Annotated in this window: 11 protein-coding genes; 4 read left to right on the forward strand and 7 right to left on the reverse strand. The window is 70.1% G+C overall.

Going from position 1 to position 14,608, the window contains the following annotated elements:
- Positions 1 to 13: 13 nt before the first annotated feature.
- From ACWPOB_RS21220 to ACWPOB_RS21235, 4 genes are read right to left on the reverse strand one after another with little or no spacing between them, the layout of a single operon-like run.
- Positions 14 to 1,204 (reverse strand): acyl-CoA dehydrogenase family protein, encoded by a 1,191-nt coding sequence (locus ACWPOB_RS21220; RefSeq protein WP_043797761.1) that lies wholly within the window; start codon positions 1,202 to 1,204, stop codon positions 14 to 16.
- Positions 1,201 to 2,871, reverse strand: coding sequence for a class I adenylate-forming enzyme family protein (locus ACWPOB_RS21225; RefSeq protein ID WP_455402007.1), 1,671 nt, complete (start codon positions 2,869 to 2,871; stop codon positions 1,201 to 1,203). Before ACWPOB_RS21225 ends, ACWPOB_RS21220 begins: the two co-directional genes overlap by 4 nt.
- A 29-nt stretch (positions 2,872 to 2,900) precedes the next feature.
- Positions 2,901 to 3,632 (reverse strand): SDR family NAD(P)-dependent oxidoreductase, encoded by a 732-nt coding sequence (locus tag ACWPOB_RS21230; RefSeq protein WP_006941061.1) that lies wholly within the window; start codon positions 3,630 to 3,632, stop codon positions 2,901 to 2,903.
- A 36-nt stretch (positions 3,633 to 3,668) separates the two neighbouring features.
- Positions 3,669 to 4,463: an enoyl-CoA hydratase-related protein gene (locus ACWPOB_RS21235; protein ID WP_006941059.1), complete on the reverse strand. Its 795-nt coding sequence runs from the start codon at positions 4,461 to 4,463 to the stop codon at positions 3,669 to 3,671.
- Positions 4,464 to 4,610: 147 nt separating this feature from the next.
- On the opposite strand from ACWPOB_RS21235, the gene ACWPOB_RS21240 reads away from it, so the two are divergent.
- Positions 4,611 to 5,789 carry a thiolase family protein gene (locus ACWPOB_RS21240; protein WP_455402008.1) on the forward strand — a complete coding sequence of 393 codons (1,179 nt, stop codon included), beginning with the start codon at positions 4,611 to 4,613 and terminating at the stop codon, positions 5,787 to 5,789.
- Positions 5,790 to 5,888: 99 nt separating this feature from the next.
- Positions 5,889 to 6,737 carry a 3-hydroxyacyl-CoA dehydrogenase family protein gene (locus tag ACWPOB_RS21245; protein WP_455402009.1) on the forward strand — a complete coding sequence of 283 codons (849 nt, stop codon included), beginning with the start codon at positions 5,889 to 5,891 and terminating at the stop codon, positions 6,735 to 6,737.
- A 76-nt stretch (positions 6,738 to 6,813) separates the two neighbouring features.
- Here ACWPOB_RS21245 and ACWPOB_RS21250 read toward each other — a convergent pair whose 3' ends face one another.
- The 3 genes from ACWPOB_RS21250 to ACWPOB_RS21260 all read right to left on the reverse strand — a co-directional run bounded on the left by ACWPOB_RS21250 (position 6,814) and on the right by ACWPOB_RS21260 (position 12,076).
- Positions 6,814 to 8,178 (reverse strand): MFS transporter, encoded by a 1,365-nt coding sequence (locus tag ACWPOB_RS21250; RefSeq protein ID WP_100057774.1) that lies wholly within the window; start codon positions 8,176 to 8,178, stop codon positions 6,814 to 6,816.
- A 357-nt stretch (positions 8,179 to 8,535) separates the two neighbouring features.
- The gene (locus tag ACWPOB_RS21255) at positions 8,536 to 9,687 is read right to left on the reverse strand and encodes an acyl-CoA dehydrogenase family protein (RefSeq protein ID WP_100057773.1); all 1,152 of its coding nucleotides are present in this window, start codon (positions 9,685 to 9,687) and stop codon (positions 8,536 to 8,538) included.
- A gap of 190 nt (positions 9,688 to 9,877) precedes the next feature.
- Entirely contained in the window at positions 9,878 to 12,076 is a 2,199-nt protein-coding gene (locus ACWPOB_RS21260; protein WP_455402010.1) for an acyltransferase family protein, read from the reverse strand.
- A gap of 119 nt (positions 12,077 to 12,195) precedes the next feature.
- Here ACWPOB_RS21260 and ACWPOB_RS21265 point away from each other — a divergent pair, with 119 nt between their 5' ends.
- Positions 12,196 to 12,870, forward strand: coding sequence for a universal stress protein (locus ACWPOB_RS21265; protein ID WP_455402011.1), 675 nt, complete (start codon positions 12,196 to 12,198; stop codon positions 12,868 to 12,870).
- Positions 12,871 to 12,951: 81 nt separating this feature from the next.
- Positions 12,952 to 14,589: a Na+/H+ antiporter gene (locus ACWPOB_RS21270; RefSeq protein ID WP_455402012.1), complete on the forward strand. Its 1,638-nt coding sequence runs from the start codon at positions 12,952 to 12,954 to the stop codon at positions 14,587 to 14,589.
- The last annotated feature ends 19 nt before the right edge of the window (positions 14,590 to 14,608 follow it).

Here is a 14,608-nt window from a genome sequence, read left to right on the forward strand (position 1 = left end):
GGTGGGATTCCTGTCAGCGGAAGGCGTTTTCGCCGGTGAAGGCCTGGCCGAGCACCAGCTGGTGCATCTCGGGGGTGCCCTCGTAGGTGAGCACGGACTCGAGGTTGACCATGTGCCGGATGACGGGGTACTCGAGGGAGATGCCGTTGCCGCCGAGAATGGTTCGCGCGGTGCGGCAGATCTCGATGGCCTCGCGGGTGTTGTTGAGCTTGCCGAAGCTCACCTGCTCGGGCCGCAGCCCGACGCTGTCCTTGAGCCGGCCGAGGTGCAGCGACAGCAACTGGCCCTTGTGCAGTTCGACGGCCATGTCGGCGAGCTTGGCCTGGGTGAGCTGGAATCCGCCGATGGGGCGGCCGAACTGGGTGCGCTGCATCGAGTAGTCGCGGGCGGCCTCCCACGCCGAGCGCGCCGCGCCCATCGCGCCCCAGATGATGCCGTACCGCGCCTCGGACAGGCTCTGCAGCGGCGCCTTGACGCCCTTGGCCTCGGGCAGCAGCGCGTCGGCGGGCAGGCGCACGTTGTCCAGGACGAGTTCGCCGGTGACCGAGGCGCGCAGCGACAGCTTGTGCTTGATGGTGTGGGCGCTGAAACCGGGGGTGTCGGTGGGCACGACGAAACCACGGACGCCCTCGTCGGTGTTCGCCCAGACCACGGCGACGTCGGCGATGGAGCCGTTGGTGATCCACATCTTGCGACCGTCGAGAACCCAGTCGGACCCGTCCCGGCGGGCGCGGGTCTTCATCGCCCCCGGGTCGGAGCCGACGTCGGGTTCGGTCAGGCCGAAGCAGCCGATGATCTCGCCCGCCGCCATGCCCGGGAGCCAGCGCTGCTTCTGCTCCTCGGAACCGTTGTTCCAGATCGAGAACATCGCGAGCGAGCCCTGCACCGAGACCAGGGAGCGGATGCCGGAGTCGGCGGCTTCCAGCTCGAGGCAGGCGAGGCCGTAGTGCACGGCCGACGAGCCACCGCACCCGTAGCCCTCGAGGTGCATACCGAGGAGGCCGAGCTTGCCGAACTCGCGGGCGAGATCGCGCACGCCGGGCAGGTCGCCGGCCTCGAACCACTCCGCGATGTGCGGAGTGACGTGCTCGGCGCAGAACTTGCGGACGGTGTCGCGGACGGCGAGCTCGTCGTCGGAGTAGAGCGAGTCGATGGCGAGCGGGTCGAGGGCGTCGAACTTGGGGAGGGTGGTGGCGGTGCTCATCGGGTCATCCTCGAGTCGGAGGGAGCGGAGAAGAGGCCGGCGGCGAACTCGGCCGCGGCGGCTTCGGTGGCCTTGTAATGCAGCTTCTTGCCGGTGGGGGAGACGGGCAGCGTCTCGACGAACCGGTAGGCGCGCGGCCGCTTGAACGACGAGAGCATCGGGTGGGAGCGGCAGTGGGCGTCGAGGTGATCGGCCGTCAGCGAGGGATCCTCGGCGACGATGTAGGCGACGACGATGCGTCCCCATTTCTCGTCCGGGACGCCGACGACGAGCGAGTCCTGCACCTGCGCATGGGCGTTGAGTGCCTCTTCCACCTGCACCGGGTGGACGTTCTCGCCGCCGGAGATGAGCATGTCGTCCTTGCGTCCGACGATGGTGACGAACTCGTCGGCGTCCCAGGTGGCGAGGTCGCCGATGTGCAGCCAACCCTGGTGGAACTTGGCTTTCTCCTGGTCGGGGGTGTCGAAGTAGGCGTTGGCGCACTTGGGGGAGCGGACGATGACCTCACCGACGTCGTTGCCGTCGTGGGCGACGACGTCGTCGGGGTCGGCGAGCCGGTCGGGGTAGACGTGGACGACGCGGACCTCGTCGTCGGTGCAGGCGCGGCCGGCGCTGCCGGCGCGGTCGGGCAGGTCGGCCGGCCGCAGGAAGGTGTTCCAGAAGGCCTCGGTGGTGCCGTAGCCGTTGAAGATCCGGGGGTTGAGCACCTTCTGGTAGCGCAGCGCCGCCTCCTTCTCGAGCGGCGCGCCCATCGTGACGATGCCGCGCAGGCTGGACAGGTCGCGCGGGCGCGCCTCCTGGGCGGCGGCGAGCATGGCGAGATTGGTCGGTGCGCCGATGAGGAAGGTCAGTCCGTACTCGGCGACGAGGTCGAGGACCCGGTCGGCGTCGAACGACCGCAGCGGCACCACTTCACCACCGACGTAGAACGTCGGGTTGGGCCCGCCCGCGTGCAGGCCGCCGCGGTGGAACCACGGGGTCATGTTGAGCGTCTTGTCGTCGGGGCCGAGCGGGAAGTGCATGATCACGTCATGGGCGCTGAAGATTTCGATCATGCTGTTGAGCGGCACGCCCTTCGGCATGCCCGTCGTGCCGGAGGTGTAGAGACGGGTGGTCTCGTCCCACACCGTGCGATGCAGCGGCGGTAGCGCGATGCGGTCGGCGGCCAGGTGCCGGTACCGCATCACCGTGACGCCGGCGACTTCGACGGTGGCGCCGTCGCCGACGGCCACGATCACTCTCGGGGTGTGCGCGGCGAGCCGCAACGCCTCCTGCACCATGTCGGTGAGTTCGGTGTCGTAGACGAATACCGCAGGGGTGCACTTGTCGAGGACGAACGCCGTCTCGCCGGCCGCCAGGCGGAAGTTCACCGGCGAGCCGACCGCCCCGACGGCCTGCGTGGCGAGGTAGAGCTCGGCGAATTCGACGCCGTTGAACAGCTGGTAGGCGACGACCTCTCCGGCCTGCACACCCGCGTCCGCCAGGCCCGTCGCGATCCGGTCGACGCGCTCCCCGAGCTGCGTGTAGGTCCACTGCCGCCCGGTCTCGGGGTCGCTCAGGGCGACCTGGTTTGCGTAACGCTTGGTGTTGCGCCGGAATCCGTTGAGGTACGTGAAGTCGTTCTCGAAGTACTCCCGGTAGGCCCGGGCGTTGTACGACGCGGTCATGGTGTCCGTCCTCCCTCGCGTGTCCGCGGTCAGCCGGCCATCGTGAGGCCGCCGCTGACGCTGATCACCTGACCGGTGACGAACGACGCGGCCTCCGACGCGAAGAACAGCACCGGGGCGGCGACTTCGTCGGGCCGGGCGAGCCTGCGGAACGGGATGGCCTTGATCAGTGCGGCCTTGAGCTTCTCGTCCTGCGCCTGGAACAGCGGGGTGTCGGTGGGGCCGGGGCACACGCAGTTGACGTTGATGCCGTGCCGCGCCATCTCGCGGGCGAGGGACTTGGTCAGCGCGATGACGCCGCCCTTCGCCCCGGCGTAGATCGACTCGCCGGAACTGCCGACGCGGCCGGCGTCGGAGGCGAGGTTGATCACGCGGCCGCCGTTGCCGGCTTCGATGATGCCGGGCAGGAAGGCGCTGCACACGTGCACCGGGCCGAGGTAGTTGATCGCCACGACCTTCTGCGCGAATTCGGGTGTGGCGTTGAGGAACTGGTCGGTGCGGTCCCAGCCGGCGGCGTTGACGAGCACGTTCGGCACGCCGACCTCGGCGTGGGTGCGCTCGCGCAGCTCGTCGACCTGGGCGCGGTCGGCGATGTCCACCGGCAGGGCGGTGATCAGCTCGGGGTACTCCTTGGCGGTGGCCTCGGCGGCGGCGAGGTCGAGGTCGGCGGCGACCACGCGGTCGCCCTGTGCGGCGAAGGCCAGTGCGATGGCCTTGCCGATGCCGGAGCCGGCGCCGGTGACCAGTGCGATGTTGCTCATGAGGGGTCCTCTCGGGGAATCCGAAATGGGGAGGGATCAGGCCTTGACGAACTTGGCGAAGTCGGCGGGCCGCTTCTCGGCGAACGCGTTGGCGCCCTCGAGGCCCTCGTCGGACTTGCCGAACAGGTCGAGCGCCGACATCGCGAGGTTGCTCAGGCCGGCCTGGTGGTCGGTGTCCGCGTTGAACGACTGCTTGAGGAACTTGATGGCGGTGGGGCTCTTCTCGGCGATCTCGGCGGCGATCGCCTTGGCCTCGTCGAGCAGCTTGTCCTGCGGCACGACCCAGTTGACCAGGCCCCAGCGCTCGGCGGTGGCGGCGTCGTACTGGCGGCACAGGTACCAGATCTCGCGGGCGCGCTTCTCGCCGACCACGCGGGCGAGGAAGGCCGAGCCGAAACCGGCGTCGAACGATCCGACCTTCGGGCCGGCCTGGCCGAACTTGGCGTTCTCCGAGGCGATCGTGAGGTCGCACAGCACGTGCAGCACGTGCCCCCCGCCGACGGCGACACCGTTGACCGCGGCGATGACCGGCTTCGGGATGTCGCGAATCAGCTTGTGCAGGTAGCCGATCTCGAACATGCCGCTCTCGGTGGGGCCGTAGTCGCCGGTCTCGGCGCGCTGTTTGACGTCGCCGCCGGTGCAGAACGCCTTCTCGCCGGCGCCGGTGAGGATGATCGCCGAGACCCGGCTGTCGGCCCACGCGGCGCGGAACGCCTTGATGAGCTCCTCGACGGTCTTGCCGCGGAACGCGTTGTAGCGGTGCGGCCGGTCGATCGTGATGATCGCCGCGGGGCCGTCGATCTCGTAGGTGATGTCCTCGAACACGGTCATGATGACTCCTCGTCAGCGCAGGTCGGGTCAGGAATTGAAGTTCTGTTCATGAGTGATGAATTGTGCTTCACTAACCATGAACGTACATTCACTACCGGAGGGTGTCAAGGGTCACACGGCCCCCGGTTTCGGAAGGGAGATCTACGGATGATCGACGTCTACGTCGTCGACGGAGTCCGCACACCGCAGGGCCGCTACGGCGGCGCGCTCGCCCCGGTGCGGCCCGACGACCTGGCCGCGCTCGTCGTCGGCGAGGCCGTCGCGCGCAGCGGCGTCCCGGCCGACGCGATCGACGAGGTGATCCTCGGCGCCACCAACCAGGCCGGCGAGGACAACCGCAACGTCGCCCGCATGGCGGTGCTGCTCGCCGGCCTGCCGCAGACCGTCCCCGGGTACACCGTCAACCGCCTGTGTGCGAGCGGGCTCACCGCTGTCGCCTCCGGCGCCCAGGCCATCCGGTCCGGGGAGGCCGACGTCGTCGTCGCCGGCGGGGTCGAGTCGATGACCCGGGCGCCGTGGGTGATGAGCAAGCCCGGCACGCCCTGGGCCAAGCCCGGCGCCGTCTTCGATACCGCCATCGGCTGGCGGTTCACCAACCCGCGCTTCGACGACACGACCACCCTGTCGATGGGCGAGACGGCCGAGGAGGTCGCGGCCCTGCACGGCATCACCCGGGAGGAGAGCGACGCGTTCGCGGTCCGCAGCCACCGGCGCGCCCTCGCCGCCATCGACGCCGGCCGGTTCGAGAAGGAGATCGTCCCGGTGCCGGTGCGCGACGGCGTCGTCGACGTGGACGAGGGCCCGCGGCGCGGGACCGACGAGGAGAAACTCGCCCGCCTGAAGCCGGTGTTCCGGGCCGGCGGCATCGTCACCGCCGGCTCGTCGTCGTCGCTGTCCGACGGCGCGTCCGCGCTGGTGCTCGCCGGCGCCGACGCGGTGCGCCGGCACGGGCTGACGCCGCGCGCCCGGATCGTCGGCAGCGCCTCGGCGGCGCTCGCCCCGCACATCATGGGCCTCGGCCCGGTCCCCGCCACCCGCAAGCTGCTCGACCGCACCGGTTGGACCCTCGACGGCATCGGCGCGATCGAGCTCAACGAGGCCTTCGCCGCCCAGTCGCTCGGCGTCATCCGCGAACTCGGCCTGGACGAGGACCTCGTCAACGCGGACGGCGGCGCCATCGCGCTCGGTCACCCGCTCGGCTCCTCCGGGGCGCGCATCCTGGTCACCCTGCTCGGCCGCATGGAACGCGAGGGTGCGGCGCGGGGCCTGGCCACCCTGTGCGTCGGCGTCGGTCAGGGCGTGTCGCTGGCGGTGGAGGCGCTGTGAGCGACCACATCACGTCGACGATCCGACCCGAGCGGTGCTGTACGAGGCCGCGGACAGGTAGAAACGCATGACCCGATTCCTGGAGAAGAGGACCAGCAGATGACAGGACTTCCCGACCGTGTTGCCGTGATCGGCGGAGGCCGCATGGGCGTCGGCATCGCCCATGCCTTCGCCACGCTCGGCGCGACCGTGACCGTGTCCGAGACCGGCGACCTGGATGCCGCGCGAAAGCGGCTGACGGACAGCCTCTCCCGCGCGGCCGAGCGAGGCAAGCTCGTCGATCCGCTCGACGTGGTGGCCGGCCGGGTCGCGTTCGTCGCGTCGGTGGCCGAGCTGCCCGGCGACACCCGGCTGCTCGTCGAGGCGGTGCCCGAGGATCCCGGCCTGAAGAGGCGCGTGCTCGCCGACGCCGAGCGCGTCGTGCCCGACGACGCGGTGATCGCCACCAACACCAGCTCGCTGTCGCCGACGGAGCTGGGTGCCGCCCTGAGGAACCCGTCCCGGTTCCTGGGCATGCACTTCTTCAACCCGGTGCCCGCGTCGGAGCTGGTGGAGATCGTGCGCGCCGAGACGACCTCCGATGCGCTGGTGCGCGACGTCGCGGGCTGGGTGGAGCTGCTCGGCAAGACGCCCGTGGTGGTGCGCGATTCGCCGGGCTTCGCCACCAGCCGCCTCGGCGTGCTGCTCGGGCTGGAAGCGATCCGGATGCTCGAGGAGGGCGTGGCCGACGCCGAGTCGATCGACCGGGCAATGGAATTGGGGTACAAGCATCCGATGGGCCCACTGCGCTCGACGGATCTCGTGGGCCTGGACATCCGGCTGGCCGTCGCGGAGTACCTGCACGGCACCCTGGGGGAGCGGTTCGCGCCGCCGCAGTTGCTGCGCGACAAGGTGGCCCGCGGCGAGCTCGGCCGCAAGTCCGGCCGCGGCTTCTACGACTGGAGCTGAGCGAGCAAGGATCCGACGTCCACGCACGAACGGGGGCGGGTCCGTAACCACGGACCCGCCCCCGTTTCGGGTGCGGTCAGTCGACGGTCACCATGGCGGGCTCGGCCGCCCGGTGCGTCCCGCTCGGGCTTGTCGCGAGGGTCTCGTGACGGGTGGGCACCAGCACGGTGAGGCCCGCGCCGAGCAACGCAATGCCCGCGAAGATGTAGAAGGCGATGTTGCTGCTCAGTCCGGCGCCGAGGATCAGCCCACCGACGAGCGGCCCGAAGATCCCGCCGAGACGGCCGAATCCGGCGCACCACGCGACGCCGGCGGCGCGTGCCGTGGTCGAGTAGTAGTTGGCGACGAAGCCGTAGATGAGGATCTGGGTGCCGATCCCGCCGATACCGGCCGCCGCGACCGCGCCGAGCAGCACCGCCAGCGGCAGGTCGAGGGTGAGCACGATGAGCGACAGCACCGCGAGCAGGAACGTGGCGACGATGACCCGCTGCGGGCCGGTGCGATCCGCCGTCCGGGAGGCGAGCACAACGCCGGCGATCGCGCCGCCGTTGAGCACCAGCAGGAACGCCAGCGAGTTCTTCGCGTCGAACCCGGCGTTCTCCATGATCTTCGGCAACCAGGTGTTGAGCCCGTACGTGAGCATGATGCCGCCGAAGCTCATCAGGCCGAGCAGTGCGGTGCCGAGCGCGTACCGGCGGGTCGCCAGCGCGGCGAATCCGACCTTCTGGGCGCCCGCCCGCTCGACGGTGAGTTCTTCGGCTGTCGGAGACGGGATGCCGGTGCGTGCGGTGATCGCGTGGGCCTCGTCGATCCGGCCACGGGCGACGAGCCAGCGGGGCGACTCGGGAAGCCTCAGCAGCACGAGCGGCAGCAGGACCACGAGGGGCAGCGCTCCGATCCAGAACAGGCCGCGCCAGCCGATGGCGTCACGCAGCAGCAGTGCGAGCAGCGACGCCATGACACCGCCGAGGGGGACGCCGCAGTAGACGATCGCGTTGTACATGTTCTTCTTGCTGGGCGGCGCGAACTCGGCGACCACCGCGCCGGTGGTGGCGATGAGTCCACCCACGCCGATACCGGTGAGCAGTCGCATGGCGCCGAACATCGTGACGGAGTGGGTCATCGCCGCGGCAGCCATGCCCACGGAGAACCACGTGATGCTGATCAGTGTCAGCTTTCGGCGGCCGACCCGGTCGCCGAAGGCGCCGGCGAGCAGGGCGCCGATCAGGACCCCGATCAGGGCGTACGAGCCGAGCACCCCGGCCTGTTCGGCAGAGACGGCACCGAGCTGGGTCGGATCCTTCATGAGGATCGGGAGGATGGTTCCGTACACGACCAGGTCGTATCCGTCGAAGACGAGCGCTGCCGTCGCGAGGGCGACGATCCACGTCACCGAGCGTCGATGCTGCGTACTGGTCCAGTCGGCCGAGGCAGGGGGCATGAGAACTCCGTGTGTGTCAGGGGGCGAGTTTTCGCCGGGGCGGGTCGGCCCCGTCGAAGCGACAACAGTGAGTGAACAAAAGTTCGAAGTGGATGAATGCTCATTCATCGCGTTCGATCAGAACGGTAGTGTGGTGCACGTCACTCTGTCAAGGGTGCGCGGCGAGGCCGTGCCCGGGGCTCCTGGCCCGGGGCCTCTACGGCCGGTCACGCACAACGCTCGACTGGGAGACCCCAGCCGAGCGTTGTGCGTGATCTACTACCGCCTGACTACCCGCCGGTGTTGCGACGACCCCCGGCTCCGCCGTCGATACCCCTCGGCTCCGCCGTCGATCCCGGGCCCGGTGTCGTGGACGGTCTACAGGAACGCGCTGATGCCGGTCTCGGCGCGGCCGATGAGCAGCTTCTGGATCTGGCTGGTGCCCTCGTACAGGGTCATCACGCGGGCGTCGCGCATGTACTTGGCGACGGGATACTCGTCGACGTAGCCGTAGCCGCCGAAGAGCTGGATCGCGTTGTTGGCGGCTCGCACCGCGGCCTCGCTGCAGAAGTACTTCGCCTTGGATGCGGCGGTGCCGAACGGTTCTCCGCGCTCGATGAGGTCGGCTGCCCGCCAGGTCAGCAGGCGGCCGGCGTCGGCGTCGACGGACATGTCCGCGATCATGTCCTGGATCAGCTGGTACGAGGCGATGGGCCGGTCGAACTGCTTGCGGTTCGTCGCGTAGTCGACGGCGGCCTCGAGGCAGCCCTGGATGATGCCGACGCAGCCGGCGCCGACCGAGACCCGGCCCTTGTCCAGCGAGTGCATGGCGATCGAGAAGCCTTGGCCCTCCTCGCCGAGCAGCGCGCTCGCGGGCACCTTCATGTCGGTGAAGTACAGCTCGGCGGTGGCCTGGCCGCGCAGGCCGAGCTTGCCGTGGATCTCCCGGGCTTCGAAGCCCGGGGTGTCGGTGGGAACGAGGAAGGCGGACACGCCCTTCGGGCCGGGACCGCCGGTGCGGGCGAAGACCAGGCACAGGTTCGCCCAGGTTCCGTTGGTGATGAAGATCTTCGACCCGTTGATGATGTAGTGGTCGCCGTCGCGCACCGCGCGGGTCTTCAGGTGTCCGGGGTCGGAGCCGTTGTCGGGTTCGGTGAGGCCGAAGCACGCGAGCGCCTCACCCGAAGCGATGCGTGGCAGCCACTCGTGCTTCTGCTCCTCGGTGCCGTGGGACAGAATCACCTTGCCTACCAAGCCCATCGAGACGGACACGATGCCGCGCACGGCGGAGTCGGCGCGGCCGAGTTCCTCCATGCCGAGGCAGTAGGTGATGTAGTCGCCGCCGAGGCCGCCGTACTCCTCGGGGATGGTCAGCCCGAAGAACCCGATCTCGGCGAGCTTGGGCACGATCGAGATATCGACCGATTCGGCGCGGTCCCATGCGGCCCGGTGCGGGACCACCTCCTTGTCGAGGAACTCGCGTGCGAGTTGCCGGAAACTCTGCTGCTCCTCCGTCAACGCCAGATCCATGTCGACTCCTTGCTGGGGGGGCACCACCGGGGCCTTCGGGGCGGGGTGCGTCGGATTTCGAAAAGCACACGAGCAAAATGAATGCTCATTCACTTGAGATGAATATACGTTCGTTTCTCGGGGGGTGTCAAGGGTGCGGTGCAGGGCACGCGAGTATCGGTGCCGGTTCGGATGGCGCGCCCGGCGCAGTTCACCACCAGCCGGTGGCAGTACCGAGTTGCCGGTCGAGTTCCGGGGTGAGGCTGCGCACATACGTCGCGGCCAGGTGGTGGGAGTCGTGGTAGACGAGGATGTTGCCCTCAGCCACCCGGCAGATCGTCGTGTCGCAAACGGCGTCGGACAGATCGAGCGCACGGACCGTGAGCAGCCCCTCGGCGGCCTCGAGCGCCGGGTTCTCCGCGGCGAGCACGGCGTCGCGTGGCATGCCGCACGACGTCGCGTTGCCGCCCTCGGCGAGGCAGTCGACGGCGCGGTAGGGCACCCCGTCGTGGTGCAGCCACGGCGTGTCACGGATGCCCAGGAACGGCAGTCCGTAGTCGGCGAGCCGCTCCCACACCGCGACGTAGTCGCCGGGGGTGTAGTCGCCCGGTCCGTCCGGTCGCGGGCGGGTGGCGGTGGAGAACACCCAGTCCGGAGGGTCCTCGCGGAGCCGGTCGAGCACCTCCCGGGACCAGTCCCGGCAGTCGGGGTACGGCTGGTCGCCGAGCATCGGTTCGTCGGAGAGGGTGAGCGGGCACCCCATCTTCAGATAGGTGACGATGCGCACGCCGCGGGATTGCCCGATCTCGTCCAGCGCCGTGAGCCAGTGCTCCGCATGGGAGCTACCCACCAGGGCGACGGTGCGGTCCGCGGCCGGGTCTCCGTAGGTGCACACGATCACGTCCCGCGTGCTCAGGTCGGAGATGCAGCCGTCGTACGTGGAGGAGGGAAGGTCGTTCGGCGCCTCGAGCAACGTGGGACGCATCTCCGCCCGGGGTGTGAACGCCCCGTCGGTCAGGCTCGCGGCACCGGGATAGCGGGCGGGATCGAGGTCGCCGACCCGGGCTGCAGTCTCCGGATTGTGCGTCACATACCACTGCCAGGCCGCCGCGCAGGTCACGACGGTGAGTCCGGCCGTGAGAACCAGGGTCGTTGCCACTCGGGACGCGGTGGGACGTGAACTCCCCGCCGCCGCGGCAGCGGTGCGTGGCGACCTCCGCAGGGGCGTCTCGATCCGGGTGTGCGTGAGCCGCGCCAGGACGAGCGAGACGCTGAGGACCGCCAGTCCTCCGATGGGGCCCACGGCCGGCCGTTCCCGCCACGAGAGGTAGAAGATCAGCACGGGCCAGTGCCACAGGTACAGCGCGTACGCGATCCGTCCGAGCTCGAGAAGGGGCCGCGAGGCGAGGACGCGGCTCGCACCGGTCGGGTCGTTCTCGCGAGTGGTGTGCGCACCGGCGAGAACGAGCGCGGCGGTCGCCCCCACGGGCACCAGGGCCGCCGGGCCCGGGAACACGTTCGCGCCGTCGAGGAACACCCCGCACGTCAGCACCAGCGCCAGCCCGGCGGCCGCGAGAAGAGATCGCCAGGGACGCGGCAGCGACACCCGCCCGACCGCGAGGTACAGCAGCGAGCCCGCCAGCAGCTCCCACAACCGCGCACCCGTGTCGTAGTACGCCCAGGCCTGTTCGGTGCGGGAGGTGATCGTCGCGTAGAGGAACGAACCCACGAAGCCGGCGGTGAGGACGACGGCGAGCACCGGCCGCGTGGCGTGAGGGCGGCCGCTTCGGCGGCACGTCCAGGCGACGGCCGCCACCACCGCCAGCGCGAGCACGTAGAACTGGCCCTGTACCGACATGGACCACAGGTGCTGCATCGCGCTGACCGACGCGTCCGCCGCCTGGTAGTCGGCGGCCGTCAGGGCGAGATGCCAGTTCTGGACGTAGAGCAGTGAGGCGAGCAGTTCCTCGACGGTACCGCTCCATTGCGTGAAGGGCCGCCGGATCGCGGTCGTCACTGCGATCGCGGCCAGGACGACGACCAGCGCCGGCAGCAGCCGTCGTGCGGTGCGGGCGACGGTCTGCACCACCGGGGGTCCGCCGGTGTCACCGGTCCGGCGCAGGAGCACGCCCGTGAAGAAGAACCCCGACAGCACGAGGAAGATGTCGACGCCGCCCGAGACACGGCCGAACCAGAGGTGGTAGACGACGACGAGTCCGATCGCCAGGCCGCGGAGACCGTCGAGATCGTGCCGGTATCCCCGGGCCGGGGGATTCTCGTGTTGCGCTGCGCGCGCGGTTCCGCCGCGACGCCGGGTGGATTCTTCCCGCAGCGCGGTGCGGTGCCCGCGTTCGGCGGGGCCACCCGCGGAGCGGGACAGGGGTGGGGGCGTGGGGGACTCTGGATTCATATCGGGTTCCGTGGCCTCGTCGGCCCTCACCAACCTATCAACGAAGCCTGTTCTCGTGCGTACCGCCCGTTTTGTCCGCCAAGTCGGATTTCGGCAGGGAGATATGTGATCATGGGGTGATGAACCCGGCAGTTCTCGTAGCCTTCCTGGTCGTCTGGCTACTGATCGGCCTGGCGACCGGTCTGTGGATGGCCAGACGCGGGCACGACCCGAGATGGACCCTGATCGCAGTCGCTCTGGGTCCGCTGTTCGTGCCGATCGCATACGAACGTGTCGAGCGGCAGCCACGCTCGGCCCGTCCCGGGGCCCGGGTGGCTCCGGTGACCCCGGGGCCGGGGGAAGACGGCCTCCGGGTGCTGATCGGTTTCGACGGATCTCCCCATGCGGAACAGGCGTTGCGGGAGGCCCGCGCGATCTTCGGTTCCCGGCTCGGCACGCTGATACTGGCGGAGGTGGTCTCGTTCGACACGGCGGAGGAGGACTCCGCCGAGGCGACGGACCAGGTGTCCGGCCGGCTCGCGGCGGCGACCGCGGACATCACCGGCGTGGAGGTTCGCCACGAAGTGCTGGCGGGTCCGCCGGGGGAGACACTGTGCTGGTACGCCGCCGACGGGAACGCGGACGTGATCGTCGTCGGCAGACGCGGACGTGGGATGTCTCGGCGACTGCTGGGCAGCGTCTCCGCCCATCTGGTGGAGCATGCCCGGGTGCCGGTGCTGGTCGTCGAACCGGGCCGGGACGCAGCCGAGTCGCCGTCCGTGTGGCCCGGCCGAGAGGCTCCGTCGCACTCCTGACGAGCATCCGCGGACGACGCCCACGCCCGGCACCCGGATCGTACGGCGGCGTCGGCAGCGCGCCCGGGTCACAATCGACGGGTGAACGGGACCTGGATCCTCCTCGTCGTCATCGCGGCCGTCGCCGTCACCGGACTCGCGAACCGCGGAAACCTCCAGGCCCCGCTGGTCCTCGTCACCATCGGCTCGATCGCCTCGTTCCTGCCCGGCATGCCGCGGCTCGAGCTGCATCCGGACATCATCCTCGGGGTGGTGCTGCCGCCGCTGCTGTACTCGGCGGCGCTGCGCTTCTCCGTGGCGACCTTCCGCCGGCACCTCGCCCCGATCCTGCGGCTGGGCATCTTCACCGTCCTGGTCACGGCCTTCGCCGTCGCGTTCTCCGCCTCTGCGCTGGTACCGGATCTGACCCTCGGCGCCGCACTCGTGCTCGGGGCCGTGGTCGCGCCGACCGACGCGGTCAGCGCCGTCGCCGTCGGACAGAGACTCGGACTGCCCAAACGCGTCATCGCGGTCCTCACCGGTGAGGGTCTGGTCAACGACGCGACCGCGCTGACCCTGTTCACCGTCGCGGTCTCCGCCGTCGCCGGCACCCGGGTGCTGGTGGACTCGCCTGTGGTGTTCTTCGGGTACGAGGTGGCCGGCGGCGTGGCGATCGGATTGCTGCTCGCCGTCGTGGTGCACCGGGTGCGCGGCCGCATGTACGACTCGCCGCTGGAAACGGTGCTGGGACTGGTGCTCCCGTTCACCGCCTACCTGGCCGCCGAGGAGATCGAGGCGTCCGGTGTGCTGGCCGTGGTTGCGGCCGGCCTGTACATGGGGCACCGGGCCACCGACGCGTCCGTGGCGACGCGCATCCAGGAACGGGCGGTGTGGGAGAGCCTCGACGTGCTGCTCGAGATGTTCGTCTTCGCCTACATGGGGCTGCAGCTGAAGTTCGTGATCGACGAGGTCCGCGAGAGCGGTCTCGACGTGCACCGCGCGCTCCTCTACGCGTTCGCGGTGCTCGGCGTGGTGATCGCGGTGCGGCCGCTGTGGGTGCTGCTGCACTGGGCGCGTCGCCGCCTCACGCGGGAGGTCGGGCTCGACCGGCTGGGGCGCGACCAGTTCACCGGCCGTGAGTACCTGGTGATCTCCTGGGCCGGGATGCGCGGTGTGGTGACCCTCGCGGCCGCCGGGGGCGTGCCGCTCGTCCTCGCCTCCGGCGAGCCGTTCCCCGGTCGCGAGACCATCCAGGTGATCGCCTTCGTGGTCGCGGTCGGCACCCTGCTGATCCAGGGGGCGACGATGCCGGCCCTCATCCGGGTGCTGAACGTCGCCGATCCCTACGAACAGCTGTATGCCCAGGAGCAGATGGAACGTGCGCGGACCATCTCCGGCACCGCCGCCGAACAGCACCTCGCGCTGCTCGCGAGGAACCCGCCCGACGGCGTCGACGCCGAGGCGCTGCAACGCATCCTCGCCCGGGTGAACCGGTCCATGAAGGCCCGCCTCGAAGCGCAGCAGGCCGAGGAGGCTGGCGAGCACGAACCGGCCGTGCCCGACTCGGGCACCCTGTTCGAGAAGCTCCGGCGCTCCGTGCTGCGCGCCCAGCGGCAGGCCCTGATCGCGGCACGCGACAACGGCGACCTCGACGACGAGACGCTCCGCACGGTGCTCGAGGGACTCGACGTCGAGGAGGCGGCCGCGGAGGAACGGCTCAACCGGCGCACCCGGTACTGACCGGGCGCCGAACTGCCGA

It is taken from the genome of Rhodococcus sp. 2H158 (genome assembly GCF_053764755.1).

Coding starts and splice junctions, on each gene's coding strand:
- ACWPOB_RS21220 (WP_043797761.1), bottom strand. CDS start 1,204: ATGAGCACCGCCACCACCCTCCCCAAGTTCGACGCCCTCGACCCGCTC.
- ACWPOB_RS21225 (WP_455402007.1), bottom strand. CDS start 2,871: ATGACCGCGTCGTACAACGCCCGGGCCTACCGGGAGTACTTCGAGAAC.
- ACWPOB_RS21230 (WP_006941061.1), bottom strand. CDS start 3,632: ATGAGCAACATCGCACTGGTCACCGGCGCCGGCTCCGGCATCGGCAAG.
- ACWPOB_RS21235 (WP_006941059.1), bottom strand. CDS start 4,463: ATGACCGTGTTCGAGGACATCACCTACGAGATCGACGGCCCCGCGGCG.
- ACWPOB_RS21240 (WP_455402008.1), top strand. CDS start 4,611: ATGATCGACGTCTACGTCGTCGACGGAGTCCGCACACCGCAGGGCCGC.
- ACWPOB_RS21245 (WP_455402009.1), top strand. CDS start 5,889: ATGACAGGACTTCCCGACCGTGTTGCCGTGATCGGCGGAGGCCGCATG.
- ACWPOB_RS21250 (WP_100057774.1), bottom strand. CDS start 8,178: ATGCCCCCTGCCTCGGCCGACTGGACCAGTACGCAGCATCGACGCTCG.
- ACWPOB_RS21255 (WP_100057773.1), bottom strand. CDS start 9,687: ATGGATCTGGCGTTGACGGAGGAGCAGCAGAGTTTCCGGCAACTCGCA.
- ACWPOB_RS21260 (WP_455402010.1), bottom strand. CDS start 12,076: ATGAATCCAGAGTCCCCCACGCCCCCACCCCTGTCCCGCTCCGCGGGT.
- ACWPOB_RS21265 (WP_455402011.1), top strand. CDS start 12,196: ATGAACCCGGCAGTTCTCGTAGCCTTCCTGGTCGTCTGGCTACTGATC.